Below are 19608 nucleotides of genomic sequence, written 5' to 3' on the forward strand. Positions count from 1 at the left end.
GACGTCGTTGGGAAACAATCGGCCAAACAAAAAGACCCCTCGCCACTTTGACAAGGGGTCAAATAAACTCAGGCGCAATTAAGCAAAAAAACTCTTTGCCCACGCAACGCGCTGACTTATCCAGTTCTTCAGCTGCTGAACGTTTTGTTCAAACGTGGGGAGAGGATTTGTCGAGTTCGCAAATGAAGTAAGACCCCAGATCTTTTGATTCATTCGCTGAGAATCCCGAATATGGGAGGCAATCTCATCAATGGACTGAATACCCGCCACCTGGCTCTTACTGGCGAGGACTCCCTTCTCAACTTTTGGCAGAAGCTCATTAATGATAGAGCTATTAATCAGCCGGCCGATTTCTGAGCTTCCCGTATACCAGATGGGGCGGCCTGAATCGAACATCATCGAATTCGGGTCAGGAGTACTCGTGCCATCGTTTCTAATGCCAAAAGCGGCGTCAAAATCCCACGCGGGCCCGCAATAGAACTTGTGAGACAAGCTCTTGTCCGAGTTTGAAGGCAAATAGAAAAACGACGAACTAACACAGTAATCGCTGTTTTTCGTAAATTCGTTGATGGCAAACATTCTGGCAAACGATGACCCGCTCACATAGTCGGCAATCGACTTGCCTGTATACGAATTCAGGTTCGCATCGTTACAGGCGTCAACCGTCTCTTGCATAAGTTCGCTAACGTACTTCATTTGGTTGTAAGACAAGCTCTCGGGGTCCTTTACAACAAACGCGCCCTTCGAAGTCGTAAACCAGCACCGTTCCGCCCTGTAATATGCGATATCAAGCTCAAGCAAATAGCCGCCCGTACTATCTGCCGGACCCTTCAAACCCTTTACATACTGGAAAGTCTGCCCATACTTGTTGACGCCTTGTGCAACGGGTAGAGAGTCTATATCTACATCAGGATTCGCCTCTTCGATGGCATCCTCAAGCTTATAGATATCAACGCGGCCGCTGTTTATTTCCACCTTCTCACTCAGCAGATAGCTTCCACGATACTCCCCATCATAGTAAAGGTCGATAGGAGCGCACTCTGGCGTAGTCGTAATGCCCAGAGACTTAGCAAGCTGATACGCAATCGTATTGTGCATAAGGGTGGCATCATTTGCATTCGCAAGCAGCAGCCATGTCTTGGCCTTGTTGGCCTTATTCCCCGTCTCGAGTAAGTCAGTTTTTTTATCAAGCTTAATCTGATAGGGCTTCTTAGCGCTCGCAGACCACGTCGTGTTTCCGCGACCCTTTATCTGAGTCAAGTCACCGTTATAGACAACCGTCCCGTCAGGATCGACTAGCAGCATGACACCAGTAGCCTTCGCCGAATGATCGGGGCTGCCGTCAACATACAGGCGACCCTTATTGACGGGGTCTTCGCTCACGAGATACATCGCTCTGGCATTGGCAGACATCATAACGGCCAGCGTACGCACCTTAGCCATATCCGATGTCTTGAACAAGAGGGCGCGGACTCCGTCATGGGCGCTAACCGCAGTGATGTCAGCGGTATCGCCACTTGCATACGACGCAAACGTCTTCCCACCATCAAGCGAAATGAAAACACCCGTCGAACCGTCAAACGTCTCAAACTTTAGAGACACACCGCTCAGGCTGGCATGCGCAGGCAGGAAGAGATAAGGAGTATCGCCAACAAATGTGGCGGTAACAGTCCCGGTCCCCTTCTTGCTGCCCGTCTTCACGTCGCTCGCAAAGGAAAGAACGAGAGCGCCATCGTTGTCCGCATGGAAAGTCTTGCCGTCGACAACCTTGGTACCACGGAGCACATAGCCAACGGTCGGGAGACCAAGGTAGTTTTCCGCGCCTACCTGAAAGACACCGCTCTTGCAGGCATGCGTCTTCTCGTCAATGTAATAACGCTGGAGAAGCCCGCCGTCATACATGCCGGTAACGCACCAGCCGGCATTGGGAAGCTTGCCGTCGTTGTCGGCGACATACACCAGCCCGTCAGCTGCGGTGTACTTGCCGCGAACGACAAAGCCCTCCGGACGCGCATACGCATCATAGCCAGCAGCGGCTGCGTCTATCAGCTGGGATGTAACGACCTTATCCGAAGAAAGCCAATAACGCTGCAGCCCAAATCCAAAGGACGAGGTAACGATCCAGCCCGAACCCGAAATGGCGCCCTCGTTGTTGGAAAGTGACTTTCCAGTCGAATCGACGCCATTTCTCATCACATAGCCGACGCCTCCCAACCCATAGTATTGAGTTCCGTCCACCTCAAAGAAACTGCTCCTAGCAGCATGCGTCTCGCCGTCGATAAAATAGCGCTGAAGCGTTCCGCCGGTATACCTACCGGTCACAAGCCATCCTGAGCCGTCTGCATCCCGGCCCTCGGCAAGCCTGCCATCGTTGTCGGCAAGAAAAACGCGGCCCTTGCCGTTGTCCCAAACAGCGCGGAGAATGGTGCCATCGGCCCGGGCCCACGCCCACCAGCCGGCGCCTTCGGCCTTGGCAACAAGACGGTTCTTGGCCATAAGGCTGTCATCGGCGAACCAATAACGCTGCAGTCCATTGCCAAATGCGTCGGTCACAACCCATGTAGCCTTTGCAAGCTTGCCATCATTGTCAGCAGCTAGCCACTGATTCCCGACACCAAGCCCATAGCCGCGAAGCACATAGCCTTCGCCGCCGATTCCGTAATAATTGCTTCCGTCCTGGGTGAAGTAGCTGCTTTTTGCCGCGCCCTGCTCCACGTAATACCTCTGAAGAGCACCGCTGTCATACTTTCCGGTTACAACCCATCCGCTTTTGGCTTCAAGCTTGCCATCGTTATCGGCAAGGTACACTCGTCCTGCGCCGTTATCGTACTTGCCTCGCACAACATAGCCGTCGGAAGTCGTGAAATGGGCATAACCAGCATCAGAATAGCCAGCCTTCATGCCGTGCGAGTCGGAGTCCACGTAATAGCGCTGAAGGCCTTGTCCAACATTGGCAACATGCCACCCGGGATTCCAAAGCCGGCCGTCATTATCGGCGTAATATACCATCCCATCTTCGGCCTTATACAGGCCGCGGACAACATATCCCTCGCTTCTGGCATACACCCAGTTACCGTCAAGGGTGTCAATGAGGGACCCAATGACAAGGTTGCCATTCGAATCGAACCAATACCGCTGGAGACCCTGGTCCCTGCTCGCGTCAACCAGCCATCCAGTCCGCCACACGTAAGAGACTGATCCGTCTTTTTCAACCTTGTCAGCATATTTGTCTTTAGTGCTATTCCAGCCCTCGGCGCTCGGCGCATCAGAAGAGGTGTCCTTGGCGACATCGGTGGGCGCCGGGGTAGCCGCTACAGGCGTGCCGGCTCCCCACCCCTCTCCGTCTGTTTGATTCGCCGAAGTCGAGTCGTTCGTCTCTGGAGATATCTCTGGCGCGAGCGCGTCTGCAGCCTCGAGCCCGCCGGCCCCCGAAGCCGTTTCCTCCTCATCCGAGGAATCGGTGGCATTTCCGCCGGGTTCAACCCCTTCCTCCGCCTCGTAATCAGAACCGGAATTGGAGGATTGATCCGCCGAGGAGGCCTCGTCATTTACCGTCGTAGAAACGTCTTCGGCGGTGGAAACTAATTCGTTGTCTGCTGCTTGTCGCGAGTCTGATTCCACCTGACTGTCAACAGCTATCCCCTCATTGGCCCAAACGATAGTAGGCGACGCCGCAAGAGCAAGACCTAGTCCCGCGGCAATCACCACCCTTGAAGGCGCACTGGGAATCCATGCGGAGCAGTCTCGCATCACTTTGGTCATCTTCACAACCTTTCAGACAGAGGCTAATTAACTAAATGATGGTTAATAGTAAGGTCGCGCTCTCAATGTGAGCCTCACATTTCAGACGGTATTTGTCCGGCGTAATAATCATCGCCGCTCTTTCGCGAGACCTATCCGCACCCCATCATTCTCTGGCGCCGCGGCCCCCGCCCCTTCTTAGTAGTGCGTCAAACACATGCCTGGGCGTAAGCCCGCCGGCGACGCGTCCTAGGAGTACGAGCCGCTTCTAACTCAGCATGAATTGCCTCAATCTCGGCGTCTTTTGCAATCAAAGCGGCTTTCCCGCGTTCACACTCATCATTCGCTGAATTAGTTTGACGCTGCATCTCGGTGAAGAGACAGCGCCACATACGTTCTTCGTCCAGATCTTCTGGCTGAGGTTGCACCTCAGGCAAATAATCAAGCTCGGCAATAACGCTATCCCAGAATGACTCCCGGTCAAACGCGGCAATCTCTCGCGCTTGCGCAAGAGCTTCATTTGCAAGCCGTAGGCGCGCGCTCTTATCCCCAAGCACATGAGCAAGCTGCCGTCCTAGACCATCAGCATTCCCCGCACACGCGGTAAGCACGCCAGTACCTGGCCGACATAGAGCAAGACACGGTTTGTCATACATGACACACGGAAGCCCAGCTGCCTTAGCCTTCGCAAGGGCTAATGGCCAGCCTTCCAAATGCGAGGAGAGCAGAAATGCGTCAGCCCGCCGATACTCCCCTATAAGATCGCCCTCAGTTCTTGGGCCGCATATCTTTAAACTTGACTCAACGCCAGCGCTCCGCGCCTCATTCATCAGCGCTTCTCGCATCTGATTCGTGCAAGGCCCATACATCATCAGATGAGCCTCCGGCTCATATTTTAGGAGCTCTCGCAGGGCATAAATGGCGTCAAGAGGCCCTTCCTCATTCTCCACGCGCCCACACCAAGCCACCGTCTTTCCCGCGCTTGCGTGGGGGCCATCTGCGAGGCAAGCCAGCTCAAATGGCTTTTCATCCACGTGAACGCGCGGAACGAATCTTCGCCACCACGCAGCGTCCACGCCGCTCAAACACACCACGGAATCCGCAAGCCCACATCCTTGTGCATTGGAAAGCAGACTCGGCAATTTCCGCGTGTATGGGGTATAGAACGCCCCACTCGTATGGACAATGCAGCGTATGCCGAGACTTTTCGCCACCATGAGATCCCATGGCAGAGCCTCGGCAATCCATTGGCAGTGAATAAGCGTATCAACCATGTGCCGGCTAAGCGCCTCGTATAGCCTTTCAGCCCGAGAGCCATACCTACTGCCGATAGACCCAGAATAACCAGGAATCCGCTCTATCCTAATGTTGCCGGGTAGCTCTGGCGCGCCAGTCCCCTCATCAAGGACAAGAACGACGTTATAACCTCCAGACCTTAACGTGTCCGCAAGTCCTCGCATGGCGAGACCGGCATCACCATCGTCGAGAGCTTGGCAGCATATTGCAACGGTCCGTGTCGCTCCACGGCGGGATTGAAGGGAACGCGAACCAAGGGAAGCGTGAACAACGAGAGACGCGTCCTGCCAGTGGAGCTCCGCAAGGCCTCCTATTGCCTCCGCCGCAGGCCAGCTTCCAAGAAAGGCATCAAACGCGGCAGGCCTTTCCTTAGGCTTGACCGTATCGGGAAAACGATTGGCAGGGTCAAGGAGGAGTCTTCGACGCATAGACTCGTAGTCCAAACGATACTTTTCATACATGTCGCTTGCTGTTAGAAAAGCAAAAACTCCCTCGGCAGCAATAGACCCCTGACAGACAAGAGAGTAGCGGTCACAACCCACCAGCGCAGTCGAATGCGTACACCCGCTATCAATGTAGTAGCGATATGCCGGCAGATTAGTAGAACTAATTAGCTTGCCGGCATGCGCCGATAATACGAAATAGAAAAGAGCGTCTTCTCCGTGGAAAACGCTTGTATGGGGCAGAGACGACTCCGCCTTATCTACCAAGGTCTTACGAAAGAACTTGCCACATAGATTCCAGGGGATAGAGTCCTCGGCGGAACCAGGGCGATAGGTAGCATGGACCACCTCTTCATCTCTAAGCACGACATCTGGAACGGAAAATGCCGCGATAATCGCCTGGTCATTCGTCCCCGTAGGTCCATCTGCATCACGGCATGGCAAGATTGAAGTAGTCACAATATCCGCATCAGAATCCGCAGCAAGCCTCGACAAATCCTCGCAATACGTAGCCGGGAGCTCATCGTCCGCGTCCAGAAACGCAATAGAGCTACCGCGGGCCTTCCGGCATCCAACGCGACGGGACTCCAGGCATTGGAGATTTCTCTCATTGCGGAAAACCCTGACTCTGTCCGGGTGGGCATTCGCAACTTGTCGTGCAACCAAAGACGTATTGTCGTCACTACAATCATCCACAACAATAATCTCGAGCTGAGATAGCGTTTGTCCTAAACAACTATCCAGAGCGCGACCCAGAGTTTTCCCTGCATTAAAAGCAGGAATAACGACACTTACACGTGGCGTCTTTTCCACGAAACCCTCCTATACGAATTACATTGCCCTCTCGTCACTGGATGAGCGTCACATCAAATTGCACGGTCGCCTCGCGCAAAACAATGTGCTGTCGCTTCAAGTGAAAGACGCTGTCTTTCCCGTGCTTTACTCGAAACGTAAAGCCGGCCTGAAACTGGCTCTCATTTCCCGGCTCGTCCTTATAGAGGTGCATGCAATACCTAACCGGATGGTCATCCACCGCCCGCTTAAACTCTATCCGTTTTGACCGCAAGACTCCCACAGACTTCTTTGCCAGAGGTACCCAAATCAGGTCTTCCTGATGGTAGCCAGACCAAATGGCCAGCTTATAGCTTGCCTCGGCAGAGCCTTCGTTTTCGATAGTTACCTCAACGGAAAAAGATGATGCGCTTACGGGATTCTGCTGCACAAACGACTGATGGCGCACTAGGCGCTCCTGCTCACAAGCAAGAGACCGGCACGCGGCGTCAACGGTAAAAGCCTGTCCGGCATACGTACGCATCGGCACCTTAGCTTCGGCCTCTTTGTCTCCGGATACGAGCAGGCTTTTTACCGCCCGTACAAACGCGCTAGATTCAGCATCAATGCTACGGCCGCTCATTAGGGCAATCCCCCGTCTGCTAAGAGATTCCGCAAGCGCTCGATTATTCAGCAGCTGTAGCACGGCGCTTGAAATACCTTCTGGGGTCTGCTCTGCAAGCAGGATATCCCCCTCGGCATAGTCGTAGAGGTTGTTCTCCCTAAAAAGGTCTACAACCGGAAGCCCGGCCGCCATCATTTCGAAGGGAATCCTTGAAGGGTTTGAGGCGCTGAGAACAATGCCGCAGGCACACTTGTTATAAAGCTCGTTGCATTCCTCAATCGACAGAACCCCAAGATTGTTGACCTGGGGGTACAGGGGGAGCTCAAGTTGATCAGAGCCGTACAGATAAACCTTCAAAGACGGATCAGACTGAACGAGCACACGAATTGAGTTCAGGAGCAGGTTGGTCATGCGGCGAGGCTTCTCAGGCTGGCAGAGAGCGCAAATAGCATGCTCTCTAACAGCGCCCTCAATGGGATGATATACATCGCCATTGGCGCCAAAATCACAGTAGGCGATAGGTTTGCTCCCGAGCGCAGAGAGGCGCGCCGAAAGCCAACGGCCAATTGTTACTTCGGGTATTCCCCGCCGGTACGTCTGCTCTGCAGCAATTCGCAGATCGCCCATCGGCATGAACCACGGCTCAAAGTCCTGAACATAGTAAAGCTTGCAATCACACTCCACATCGCTGACAAAAGAAACGGTATCCCAGGAAGTGGCTATTACCACGTCATACGGCTTTGTTAGGTTGTCGGCAAAAAACAGACCCTCAGCCTTGAAGCCATACCACTCCATGAGATTCTCGCGCATGGACACCGGGTCGAAAACAATGTCCGGTGATGGCGCAACATATAGGTCGCAAGAAAACCCCGCTTTACGGAGCGCCTGAGCATTTTGAATAATGGACCTAAATCCCCCCGATCCCTTTGAGGGAAAGGGAACACACCAGGCCGCGCTTTGTCCGCTCATTTCTTAAGCACCCTTCTTCGTCTATGGTCCCGTTTTCATATACATTGGCAAACAATGGTTACAAACGATGGCCGTTCGATTATCGTAACTCAGCGGAAGGACAGGCCCATGCCCCGCCAGAACACGCTCAAGAACCTCTCGCGACAGGCGCGCCATGCAATTAGGCGTCTTTTTTTTAGACCGGAATCAAGCATAATCGACACGCGCGAGGAACCATCACAGCATGTCGATGTACTCTTCATCAACGGATGCGACCTCGAAACGCTGCGACGCTACCGAGTGTTGCATCAACGAGAGGAGCTTGAGACCTACGGCGTAACCACCGATGAAGTGCACTACACCGCCGTTACAGCTACCGACGCCAAACGCGCTCGCACCTTCATTATCTACCGCTGCCCCATCACCGATGGCGTCCGAGATTTCATAGACTCCGCTCACGGCCAGGGCAAGCGCGTGTTCTTCGACGTTGATGACCTCGTCATCGACACGTCGTACACAAATGAGCTATCCGTGGTGAAGGCCATGAGTGAAGATGAGAAGGCCGTCTTCGATGATGGGGTAATGCGCGCGGGAGCCACCCTCACGCTTTGTGACGCCGCTATAACCACTACCGAATGCCTTGCCGAAGAGTTGCGGCATGTCATTCCCAAAGTATTTGTAAACCGCAACGTCGCCTCAAAAGAGATGGTCGCCCTCTCCGAAGCCGCACTTTCCTCTTACGAGCCAACCAACGACGACACCGTCACCATTGGTTACTTCAGCGGAAGCATGACCCACAACGCCGATTTTCTCGAAGTGCTACCGGCTCTCGTGCGCGTATTCGAGACTCACCCAAACGTGCGCCTCAAGACCGTAGGTGAGCTGCGCCTTCCTGAGGAGCTGCGGCCCTTCGCTGGACGCATTGAAAGCTCTCCCTACGTCGCATGGCAGGAGCTCCCAAAACTGATTCGGTCCGTAGATATCAATATTGCGCCACTCGAGGGCACCCTGTTTAACGAGGCAAAGTCGGAAAACAAATGGACCGAGGCAGCGCTTGTAAACGTGCCTACTGTAGCCAGCAAACTCGGTGCTTTTAACCACTCCGTTAGAGATGGTGAAACGGGCTTTCTCTGCAAAACCACCGACGAATGGTTCCGCGCCGTTTCCTCTCTGGTGGTTGACCCGGAACTTCGGAGACGCATCGGCTCACAGGCCCACAATGACTGTCTGCTTAATCGCACAACGATAGGCTGCGGCTGGCGACTCGTCTCCATACTCTCAGAATCCGGCAACCACCCTCGCAGCATTGAGCGCCTTACTCCACGCGCACCGAAGGATCAGGTCGTACTCGTAAACGCCTTTCTAGCCTCGCGCGACCTGCCCGCACCCACCAGCACACTCGACCTTGAGCCCTGGGCTAAGGTTACGCTAGAGCAACGCCTTTCCAGCGCAAAACGCATTGTCAGCGATGGCAAGCGGTTGCTCGTTTCTGTGTATGAGCGCAACTGTGGCGACGCTCCAACATTCCGCTATTTCGGCTACAACGTCTCCCAACAGCTCGGATACTCCCAAGTCTGGGGCGGTGTTTACATTTTTGTGGACGAACTATCCCAGCCACAATGTCGCAACATCTTGAACCATGCCAACGCCATCACGCTCGTGCGCTGTCGCATCCGTCCAGAGCTTGTCACACTCGCCCGACATGCCAAGCAGGCTGATAAGCCCCTTGCCTACGTCATAGACGACAACGTCCTTGGTGCGTCCTGCGCACCCCATGTAATCAATCTCATGGCCAATGACCCCACGAGCCAGTTCGAACGCGACTTCTGGACGGGCACTGCGATACGCTTTGAGCTCGCTTCGCGACTTGCCGACTGCGTCTTCGTACCCAATCGCTTCTTCGCGGAATTACTCGAGGGGCGCTCGGGCATGCCATGCTTCGTAACTCATTCTTTCCTAAACGAGGAGCAACTCAGGCTCTCTGACGAGATCGCATCCATCCAAATAGCAACAGCGAGCGCACGCCCGTTCACTATTGGCTATTTCAGCGGCACTTCGAGCCATCAAGAAGACTTCGCGCTCGTTCGGCCTGCGCTCCTGAAGTTCCTCAAGAACCATAGAGAAACTCGGCTGCTTATCGGCGGAGAATTCAAGCTCGACGATGAGCTCTACGGCCTCTTAGAGACCGGAAAACTAAAGCTTGTACCTAAGGTTGACTACGCCACCCTTCAGTATCTCCAAGCATCGGTAGATGTGGTACTCGCCCCCCTCGTAGAAAACGATTTCTCGAACTGCAAGAGCGCGCTGAAGGTATATGAGGCGGGAGTAGTTTGCACACCCGCTTGTGCCTCCGCAACCGAGAGCTACCGTGAAGCCATCGAAGACAAGCGCACCGGCTTCCTTTGTTCCTCAGAGGAGGACTGGATCTCTGCACTCGAAACTCTCATGGCAAATCCCCAGCAGCTCCACGCCATGGGCTCCGCAGCTCGTGCTTACGCACTCGAGCACTTTTCCGGCTCTGTCATAACCGCCGAGCTCGAACATGCGCTCAACAAGCTCATGCAATCACCTCGAAGGCCAATTCCGTTAGAAGTCGAGCTGGCCGTTACCGACAATCATGACCTCGATTGGGACAATCCTTTTGAGGCAAGCCCCGCTTTCGCGGGTAACAAGTCCATCTAACCGCAGCATGCTTATATAACGAGATTTGCAATTACGCGATTATTGGACACAAAATGGGGCTCTGGACAATACCATCCAGAGCCTCACATGCATGTATCTATGGCCTATGAAGCATGGAATATCGCCGCGCTACGCTGTGGGGCTGACGCCACTAGGCATACAGCGCCAGCACATCATCGCGAATAGTATCCCAGCTAAGACATTGCGCCGTTGCAAGTCCTCCATCACGCAAGTGTTCGCGCAATCCCCCATCTGCGACAACGCACTCGATAAGCTCCGCTGCCTTATCGTCCTCATCGCGATTAAACAGCAGGCAGTTTTCCCCATCCTTGAGATAGGCAGCGTTGCCCTCATTGGCAAGAACAACGGCAGCGCCGCCCGTGGCTATCATCTCAAGGGGCGGATAGGAAAAGCTTTCCAGCACACTTGTTTTTAACAGCACATGACACTGCTGGTAAATAGCTCCAACCTCATCATGCGGCACGCTTTTCAAGAATTTGTCGACGCGATACCAGCTCTTCGGCTCACCGCGATATGAGAGATACCAAACCTCATACCTCTCGGGATCAAGCCTATTGATAATCGAAAAGCTCTCGTCGACATTCTTGTATTCGCTCGAGGAGTCCCCCTCCACAAGGATTCGAATCTTGCCCGACCAGTCGCGGTCAACGGGCTTAAAGAGGTTCAAATCAATGCCATTGGGCGCCAGACGAACCTCATCCTTGCAAAAGTCATCATGAAGCCACTGAGCGCACCAGGGCGAGATGGTGCAATACGTGAATTCGGGATTATAGCCATAAGTCTTGCTAGCCTCATGGCGCTCGAACTTGCCCGCTTCATAAAAGCCGGTTTCAAGATTCTGCACCAAGTAATAAACCTGCTTCACATTGAAATAGAATTTGCAAAACGGCACAGTAGTCCACATGGTGGCAATAAGCTTGTCATACGAGCTTCGAATGACCCCCTTATCCCGCGAGACCACCGGTATCCTCATGCCGTCGACATCCGCCCAGCGCCCGTCAACCTTAATTTTATCTCCAATGAGAGTGACGTCGAGCCCTGCGTCATGGAGCATCTTCGCATGCTTGAACGCTACAAGTACTCCTCCGCTTACATCAAGTCCAGGCAAAACGATGCCGATATTCTCATTCAGTTGACTGCGTATAAACTGAGCAAGCGGCATGCCGGTGCCAACGGTCACGTGATGAGCGCGGCACTCCTCATATGCCTGTGCCCCAATACGCCTGCGCAGATCAGAATCGCTCCTAAGCTTCACAAGCGCTTCGTACCACTCGTCGACAGAACTGCAGAGAATGCCGGTGACTCCATCCTCAATGCTGTCCCTCAGAGCGCCCACAGAACTTGCCACCGTGGGTACCTTGACCAGCGCAGCCTCAACCCATTTGTTTTCGGACTTCGCCCGGTTGAAAAGCGTGTCAACAAGAGGGGCCAGGTTTACATCCATAAGAGAAAGCATCTGCGGCAGCCGGCGCCACGGAGAAAACGGCAGACGCACAACGCGATCAGAGTAAGGCTTGAGCTCATTAGGCAAGTTGAGCTCACCCACCACATGCAAGCTCACATCCGGGTATTCGGCCATAAACCGCGCTATGACAGGAAGAATAAACTCGAAATCATCGTTATGCGTAATACTGCCACTGAAGTACCCGATGGAGAAGCCCTTGCGATTATCTCGCCGCTCGCAAGCGAGTTTCCAGCGATGAGTATCCTCGGCCTTGACCTGTTCCCGCTCAAGGCTCGGCAGAACATCGCGCTCGAACACGGCCCGCTCCGAAAGATGAAGCATCTCCTCAGAGGCCACGTTACGATTGACAAAGACCGGGTTCACATACTTACGAAGCTCCAGTGAAAGCTGCTCGGTTGTGGTAATCGCACCATCGCAAAGCGAGAGGGTTTTGCCCATTCGGCGCACACCGTCGTCATACTGCTCTCGTTCAGCCTCAGACATCGTTGCAAGATACGGAATCAGATCCGTATAGGCAGTGTCAATCACAAGGTCATCGATATCATAAAGAACAACCTTGTTGAGGGAGTGCGCTAGCTCAATGAACGCCCCAATGTGGTCAGCATATGGACAGCGAAAGATAACGAAGGCGCGCGCAAGACGCACGTGGTCCTCCGTAAGCTCCCAGGCGTTCACAATAAGCGTTGTAATACCTACCGCCTCAAGCTGCTCAGCCTGATGATTCACGCGATACCGGATAGGATGAGGAACACAGTAATCGCAGCCATTGATAAAAAGCACATCAGCGTTATCGCTCATGGCGTCTCGAGGCTGTCCCCTATGCATAAGCCTTCCGGCAAGCTCACCAGCATGGTGCCCGAGTCGCCTGGCGGCAGCGCCGGCACCCTCTTCGTGCAATACGTACCGAAAATTCTCTTTCAATTCATCAAAGCGGCCCATAGAGCTCCCGTCCCTCAATTCACGCTGGGAAAAGTCTAACAAATCGCCTAAGCCGTTCGACTATGCGCTCTTCTCACCCCAAGCGAGTCCGTAATACAAGCTCCACGGGTCGAAGTTGGGATTATGAGAGGGGTCGCCGTAGACAAACTCGGGATGCATGCTCAAGAAGCGCCCTACATCTCGAGCTACGCCCTCTCCCACCTCATCCCCAATGGCAGATACCGGCACGTTATACCGTGCCGTGGCGTAGGGCATGAAAACGTTGCTCCAGCCCCTCTCCCGTGCCATCACGCAGAAATCAGCAAGCTGATACTCCAGCGTCTCAAATTCCGATCCCGCCCCAAGCTCCCTTAGCTTTGCCAAGTCAACGAGGCAGCACCCCACGTTAAGTACAGAGGAATCATACGGCCGCTGTGCCCTGCCCACATAGCCGCCATCTTGTTCGGGAAGCAAGTGTAGAAGCCTGCCCAGAGCGCCGTTCGGGAGCACAATCATGCCCGCATAGTCCAAAAGCCCATCTTCCCGTACAACGCGCGGTGACACCGCAAACACCTCTTGGCGGCATGCATTGGCAACAAGTACTTCCAGATTTGCGAGGTCAAGATCGTGCTCAGCCGTTGTCACAAGTAAGAGTGAAGCCCCGCTTTGACATCCCTCCGCAAAGGAAGGCTCAGCTGTGAAGCCAGCTTCAACAGAATGACGAACCCCATAGGCACGGACAGCGTCTCTGGTCTTGGGCGAACAACCTCCCGCACACGCCACCAATATGCTCGGTGCCGGAACTGGAGTTGAGAACTCAGCCTTATAAGTAAAGTATGCCGCACCTCGCTCTACCGTTGCCTCCGAGCCCACACGGCGCAAATGCCCCTCAATAGCGCGAGCACCCGCGTCCTGCGCATAGCTCTTTGAGCCAGGATCGCCCGCCGTCGACCCGGAGTGGATGCGCCAGTGATAAAGAACCTCCGGAACGCGAACTACAGCTCCGCCAAGCTCCGCAATCTTGAAAGTGAGATCGTAGTCTTGTGCCCCATTTACAGCATTGTCGGAAAGCTCCACGCGTCGCAAAAGAGCATGACGCACAGTTAGCCAGTGAATAACGTAGTTATTCGAGAGGAGCAAATCTATATTGAAAGCCGGTTTGAACAGCGGCAGGAACGGATTGTCGTCCTCATCGATGTTGTCTTCATCGCAATACAAAAGGTCGGGGGCAACCTCACACCCATTGATGGCCCGGACAAGCTCCGCAAGGGCATCTGGCTCCACCGTATCATCGTGGTCGAAGAAGCTCACAAACTCACCCGTGCAGGCGGCAATACCAATATTTGTATTACCTGATATCCCAAGATTCTTCTCCTGGTCAATTATACGAATACGAGCGTCATCGAAAGACGCAAACACACTACGCATTTCAGTGTCCTCGGGGCTCGCATTAACGACGATGAGCTCCCAGTTGGTATACGTCTGTGCCAACACGCTCTCGAGCATCTTCTGAAGCAATACTGCCGGCGTCTTATATGCCGGCGTCACAATACTCATGAGAGGCCCACTCACGGGAACCTCATGAAGGGCCCGACGAGAACGAGCACGAGCGTCAAGCCATTCTGCATACCGCCTGTCCACACTAGCATTTGCAATTCGGGCACCATACGCACTCAAATAACCCGACATGCCGGCCCTGTCTACGATACGGACCAACATCCCAGCGTGTACAACAAATCGATCAACAAAGGCCGGTATCACAAATTCGAACTCAGAGACAGTCCAGCTACGTCCTCCGAGTTCGTAAGAATGCAAGGCAAGAGGCTCTCCCGCGCAACCTTTTAACTTGCGCGGAATTCTGCCGCCCCCCGAAAAGCCAAGCATGTTAGGACGTGCCGACACCCCCTTGCAAGAGCACGAAAGCACAATCCAAAGAAACGAGGAGAAGCCGTCGCCGAATACCCCCTCTGCGCTTCGAAGGCAGCCCACCACCCTAAGAGCTTTGCCACGAGCGACCTCCCCTTCAGACAGAGGGTGCTCATAAAAGTACTCCGAAATGCTAGGAATAGCCGAAAGACTATTTCGATCCATCATATTGTTTGACGAATTAACGGCGGCAACCCCCACTTACAACCCCCGCTCAGCTCGCCACTCGATAAACGTAGGGTGCACCTGATCTTTATCAGAAAGAATAAGCTTGGACGGGTCAAGCGCCTCATCGCCAGAAAGCGCAGGCCACTCAATACCGATAGTTTGGTCATTCCACATAAGCCCGCCCTCGTCATTCGGGTGGTAAACGTCGTCGCACTTATATGCAAATACTGCCGTCTCGCTCAAGCAGAGGAAGCCATGAGCAAAGCCACGGGGGATAAAGAACTGTCGATGATTCTCTGCGGAGAGAATTACACCCTCCCACTTGCCAAAGGTATCGCTGCCCGGTCGAAGGTCAACGCACACATCGAACACCTCGCCCTCGACAACGCGGACAAGCTTCGACTGCGGATGTTCAATCTGAAAATGGAGGCCACGAAGAACTCCACGAGACGAGGAGGACTGATTGTCCTGGACAAAGTCCGCATCAATGCCTCCTGCGACAAAGTCGGGGCGCTTGTAAGTCTCCATGAAATAGCCGCGAGAATCACCAAAACACTTCGTTTCGATAACTTTAACTCCATCAATAGAAGTATTAATAAATGTAAAGTTACCAGACCTTACTTCATTCATTTCAGACCTCCGCGAGTTTTACAAAACGGACGATGTTATCCTGCACCATTCTATATAGAAAGTCGGGCATTTGAGGTGCTCAGCTTCTATATAAATAAATCGACAAATAACAATGATTGAAGAGGTTAAGAGGAGGCCACTATTGAAATAATGCCGAGCAGGCACAATAGATCGAGGTAAACGATGGCCAGCAAGCTCCAAAAACCTGTATTTCCATTTATCTGAACAAGCTTGCCCTTGATAGAGACGAGCAAAAGCGGCAGAAGTGGCACAAAATATCTACCCTGAACACCCTGAATTACGGTTTCATACGTAAACGTCCAGGCCATAGCAAATGTGAAAACAATAGCCACCACCGTCAACGCACTAATCGTCAACAAGAAAGCACGCTGTGATTTTGACAATACTATAGAATCACCAGAATCGCATACAGAAGTGCTGCCCAATACGAGATACAGCAATGAAACAAAAAAACCAGGAGAAGCTATATTTGCCTGAAAGTTGCCAAGAGACCCACCGACAAGGGTATTTAGATAGAAGTCGCCTTGCACTCTAAATGTCCGAACCAGGAGGCCCAACGTCGAAATAGGGGCAGAGAGTAGATCTCCTAGAGAGTAATAATGAGCATCAATCACACCGTCCTTTTTTACCGAGGACGCCGCCTGGGCCATTCCTGACATTGCAAGCAAAGAAGGAACCCTTAACAGGAATGTGCCGCATAGCGATAAAGTCAATATGATGAGCTTTATCTTTATTGAAGAAGCCTTATTGGAAAATCTAGAAGACGGAATCAGCAACACTCCGAGCAGAAGAATAGAATATATAGCCTTACAAGGAGCGAGCAAAACGGCAGTGATTGCCAAATCAATCACTTCTCGCCTACTAATAGGCCCAACTGTTAATAGAGCCCGAAGTAAAACGGCCGAAAAGACCATGCTAAAGCCGATTACTGCTGAGTCATACGAATATGAGCTTACAACATGCAAGGTCATCGGAAGCAACGAGATGATACGAAATGCATTTTTTCCTATTGGTGTTATTCTCACCGATAGAAAAGCAAGAACAACAAAAAGGGAGTAATTTGCCAGTCGTCCAAGGTAAAACAATACCGAAGGACCAAGGTTGAGCAATCTTGCCACCGTTATTGCGAGCGCAGCAGGCAGCCTCATTTGGGGGACATTTGTAGCAATGCTGTATGTATCCGAAACCGGAATAACACTTTGCCCATCTTCATTATTAAAAAAGGAAAAAGTGGCTATCAGATACCCATATTGTCCTCTATTAACCCCATGAGAGGGCATCATTGCTTGATAATACTCGTAATCAGAATTCCTCATTACGATTTCTGAATCCGTCGCTTCTTCGCCAAGGAGAAAGTCTGAATACTTATATGCAGACATATAGTGATAGTGCTCGTCAGGAACTGTATTTGGAGTAAATGTGAAACAAAAAATCAATCCTAAAAAGATCAATATACATAAGTATATTATATTAATCTTTTCATTATTTTTATCGTATATAATATGTATGGAAGTTACGATAGTAGTGGCGATAATCACGATGGCAGTGGCAAGCAGCGCGTACTTTGTGCCTGTTTCTCCAAAAAGAAAGATGCCAATCACAACTGTGATGACATTCAATACCACGAGAATTCTTATTATTTTTTGATTATTGCTTGAGGTACTGCCTATGCCCTCAATTTCTACTTTTCCTTCTCTCATTTAATCCCCTATTTCATCGAAATGACTCTATTGAATGTCTATTTGGTCTTATTGCTCTTCTCACTTTTCGAATAAATCTTGTTTATTAATCCCGCAATCGGCATGGGCCACAGACTCGACAGCACTTCAAGGTCTTCTTTCTTCCGAATACTCTCAGCAAGATTCTTGGTTGTGGTCGACCCGGCATAAATCCGATGACCCATAAGAGCCTCGGGGACATAAGCAAACCTTCCCGGCACCAATGCGAGCCTGACCCAAGTACTGTAGTCCGAGCTGTTCTTATAGCCCGTATCAAAGACGGATGGGCCCACAACGCCCTTGTTAAAGGTAACCGACGGGCAACAAATAGGATCACCGAAGGACAGAAGCAGGCGCTTGCCGAGCTTGGAACCTGCAAATGCCCCCATCTTCATCGGCGCATTCATGGCTCTCTTTATCTTGAGAAGCCTGTTGTTCTCAACGCGCTTGCCATTTCTTAACTCGTAGTACCCCGTATACACAATCTGGAGCTCTTTTTTTCTGCAACCATTCGCGGCCTTTAGCACCTTTTCGGCAAACTCGGGCTCATAGATATCGTCCTGGTGCGCAATTGTCACAAGCTTGGTGTTAGCCTGGTTGTAACCAAAGTTCCAGTCCTCCCCCAGGCCCGTCTTTCCCGTATTCACTACCATCCACACGCCATGGCGAGCGCAAATATCACGCAGATAATCATTTGGTGTTGAGGTGGAGACCAGGATATTCGTTCTTACTGTCTGCCTCTCAAGCGACTTTAGGGCCTCCTCAATGAAGGGGCTCTCCTTGTAGCCGCACAGGACAAAGGTGTGGTCTGCTGGTGTGAACAAACTAGCTCCAATAGTTTTGTCATCCTACTTTGTCTATTTCTTCATTGTAGCTTCTGGTTATTGCCAACCTCAAAATGAGCGTTTGCGGCATAGTTGATTTAGGAAGTTACCTTTATAACAACCCGGGGATGGTCATTGCATGCAAAACCCCTTGCGAACGGACACCTATCTCGGCCGAACGATTAAGACCGAAGAACTACCCGTTAAGACGAACATTTTGTTCAACACTATCGGAAGCCTCACCTACCAAGGCTGCCTATGGCTCATGACAGTATTGGTTGTTGCCCTTTCCGGAAACTACTCCAATGCGGGAACACTCGCCTATGCGATGGCTCTCGGCAATATCTTCTTCACCATAGCCATCTATGCCATGCGCACCTACCAGGTATCCGACGTAGAGGGAAGATACTCCCAGAGCAACTATCTTGCCTTTAGAATCATCACGATTCTCCTCGCGCTTGTCCTGTGCTCCATCTATGCCTTGGCCACAGGCATTCCCAAAGACGTCATTGTTCCCACGCTCCTGTTTCTCCTCTTCAAGGCAGACGAGGAACTTGCCGCGGTTTGCTACGGATCAGAGCAGCGCTTCAATCGGATGGATTACGCCGGCATCTCGCAGTTCTTGAGGGGTATTGCCGCCCTGCTTTTCTTTGGCCTCATTCTCCGAGCCACGGCCTCACTATCCCTCGCCATTCTTGGCATGTTCATGTCCTGTCTCGCGGTGACACTTCTCTATGACATTCCGCATATGTCTGCTTTCGGCTCAATAAAGCCCGCGATCAATAAGAGCATCACGGTCAGCCTGCTCAGGCAGTGCTTCCCCGCCGTTCTCGCAACCCTGTTGCTTACGTCTGTGGTGTCGATAACGAGACAGTATTTCGGGACCCTTTACGGAACGGAGGATCTTGGTAAGTACGCCTCGGTTGCAACCCCGGCGGTCATCATCCAGGCAATGGCCAGCTTCCTCTACAGTCCTCTTATTGAGCCGCTCTCGCGAACACTTTCCGTAGAGGGCAAAGGCGCGTTTGCCAAACACCTCGTTAAAGTGTCTCTCGGATTGTTCGCTTTTCTCGGCATTCTCATGCTGATCCTCGGGGCATTCGGCAATTGGTTCCTGACGCTTATCTATGGTCCCTCCATCGCCCCCTTTACATACCTGCTTACCCTGGTTCTAGTAATAACCATGCAGGCGGCATTCATGATGTTCCTTAGCGACGTTCTCATCATCTTGCGTTCGTTTAAAACAGTACTTGTCGCCAATCTCTCAAGCTTCCTTGTCACACTCGCGGCCATGCAAGTAGTCATACCTCGCTACGGAATGGACGGCATCAACTACGTCCTCATAGCCTCCTATTCTGCCGGCCTCCTCGTTGCCCTCATTGGCATAATCCGAGAGACTAGGAGTCACTAG

10 protein-coding genes are annotated in these 19608 nt (G+C 52.3%); 2 read left to right on the forward strand and 8 right to left on the reverse strand.

All coding sequences use genetic code 11. The annotated features are described in order from the left end of the window. Positions 1–78: 78 nt before the first annotated feature. The 3 genes from EFAMC2_RS01635 to EFAMC2_RS01645 form a co-directional block, all read right to left on the reverse strand. Complete coding sequence (locus EFAMC2_RS01635) at positions 79–3762, reverse strand: CotH kinase family protein (protein WP_154026371.1); 3684 nt, start codon at positions 3760–3762, stop codon at positions 79–81. Positions 3763–3950: 188 nt separating this feature from the next. Beyond that, positions 3951–6293: a glycosyltransferase gene (locus tag EFAMC2_RS01640; protein ID WP_154026373.1), complete on the reverse strand. Its 2343-nt coding sequence runs from the start codon at positions 6291–6293 to the stop codon at positions 3951–3953. A gap of 34 nt (positions 6294–6327) precedes the next feature. Continuing rightward, complete coding sequence (locus EFAMC2_RS01645) at positions 6328–7686, reverse strand: glycosyltransferase (RefSeq protein ID WP_187325082.1); 1359 nt, start codon at positions 7684–7686, stop codon at positions 6328–6330. A gap of 267 nt (positions 7687–7953) precedes the next feature. Here EFAMC2_RS01645 and EFAMC2_RS01650 point away from each other — a divergent pair, with 267 nt between their 5' ends. Further along, a complete protein-coding gene (locus EFAMC2_RS01650) occupies positions 7954–10506 on the forward strand; it encodes a glycosyltransferase (protein WP_187325083.1) in 2553 nt (850 codons plus the stop codon). Positions 10507–10657: 151 nt separating this feature from the next. On the opposite strand, the gene EFAMC2_RS01655 is transcribed toward EFAMC2_RS01650, so the two are convergent. The 5 genes from EFAMC2_RS01655 to EFAMC2_RS01675 form a co-directional block, all read right to left on the reverse strand. After that, the gene (locus EFAMC2_RS01655) at positions 10658–12790 is read right to left on the reverse strand and encodes a glycosyltransferase (RefSeq protein WP_187325084.1); all 2133 of its coding nucleotides are present in this window, start codon (positions 12788–12790) and stop codon (positions 10658–10660) included. A gap of 201 nt (positions 12791–12991) precedes the next feature. Beyond that, on the reverse strand, positions 12992–14467 hold the full coding sequence (locus EFAMC2_RS01660; RefSeq protein WP_187325085.1) for a glycosyltransferase: 1476 nt from the start codon (positions 14465–14467) through the stop codon (positions 12992–12994). A 570-nt stretch (positions 14468–15037) separates the two neighbouring features. Further along, complete coding sequence (gene rfbC, locus EFAMC2_RS01665) at positions 15038–15634, reverse strand: dTDP-4-dehydrorhamnose 3,5-epimerase (RefSeq protein WP_154026382.1); 597 nt, start codon at positions 15632–15634, stop codon at positions 15038–15040. Positions 15635–15759: 125 nt separating this feature from the next. Beyond that, on the reverse strand, positions 15760–17355 hold the full coding sequence (locus tag EFAMC2_RS01670) for a DUF2142 domain-containing protein (protein ID WP_154026384.1): 1596 nt from the start codon (positions 17353–17355) through the stop codon (positions 15760–15762). A gap of 38 nt (positions 17356–17393) precedes the next feature. Next, positions 17394–18197 (reverse strand): glycosyltransferase family 2 protein, encoded by an 804-nt coding sequence (locus tag EFAMC2_RS01675; RefSeq protein ID WP_154026386.1) that lies wholly within the window; start codon positions 18195–18197, stop codon positions 17394–17396. A gap of 217 nt (positions 18198–18414) precedes the next feature. Here EFAMC2_RS01675 and EFAMC2_RS01680 point away from each other — a divergent pair, with 217 nt between their 5' ends. Further along, positions 18415–19608, forward strand: a complete 1194-nt coding sequence (locus tag EFAMC2_RS01680; RefSeq protein WP_261979974.1) for a lipopolysaccharide biosynthesis protein — start codon at positions 18415–18417, stop codon at positions 19606–19608.

It is taken from the genome of Olsenella uli, from assembly GCF_901212655.1.
Lineage (GTDB): Bacteria > Actinomycetota > Coriobacteriia > Coriobacteriales > Atopobiaceae > Parolsenella > Parolsenella uli_A.

Coding starts and splice junctions, on each gene's coding strand:
- EFAMC2_RS01635 (WP_154026371.1), bottom strand. CDS start 3,762: ATGACCAAAGTGATGCGAGACTGCTCCGCATGGATTCCCAGTGCGCCT.
- EFAMC2_RS01645 (WP_187325082.1), bottom strand. CDS start 7,686: ATGCGCGAGAATCTCATGGAGTGGTATGGCTTCAAGGCTGAGGGTCTG.
- EFAMC2_RS01650 (WP_187325083.1), top strand. CDS start 7,954: ATGCCCCGCCAGAACACGCTCAAGAACCTCTCGCGACAGGCGCGCCAT.
- EFAMC2_RS01655 (WP_187325084.1), bottom strand. CDS start 12,790: ATGAGCGATAACGCTGATGTGCTTTTTATCAATGGCTGCGATTACTGT.
- EFAMC2_RS01660 (WP_187325085.1), bottom strand. CDS start 14,467: ATGAGTATTGTGACGCCGGCATATAAGACGCCGGCAGTATTGCTTCAG.
- rfbC (WP_154026382.1), bottom strand. CDS start 15,634: ATGAATGAAGTAAGGTCTGGTAACTTTACATTTATTAATACTTCTATT.
- EFAMC2_RS01670 (WP_154026384.1), bottom strand. CDS start 17,355: ATGAGAGAAGGAAAAGTAGAAATTGAGGGCATAGGCAGTACCTCAAGC.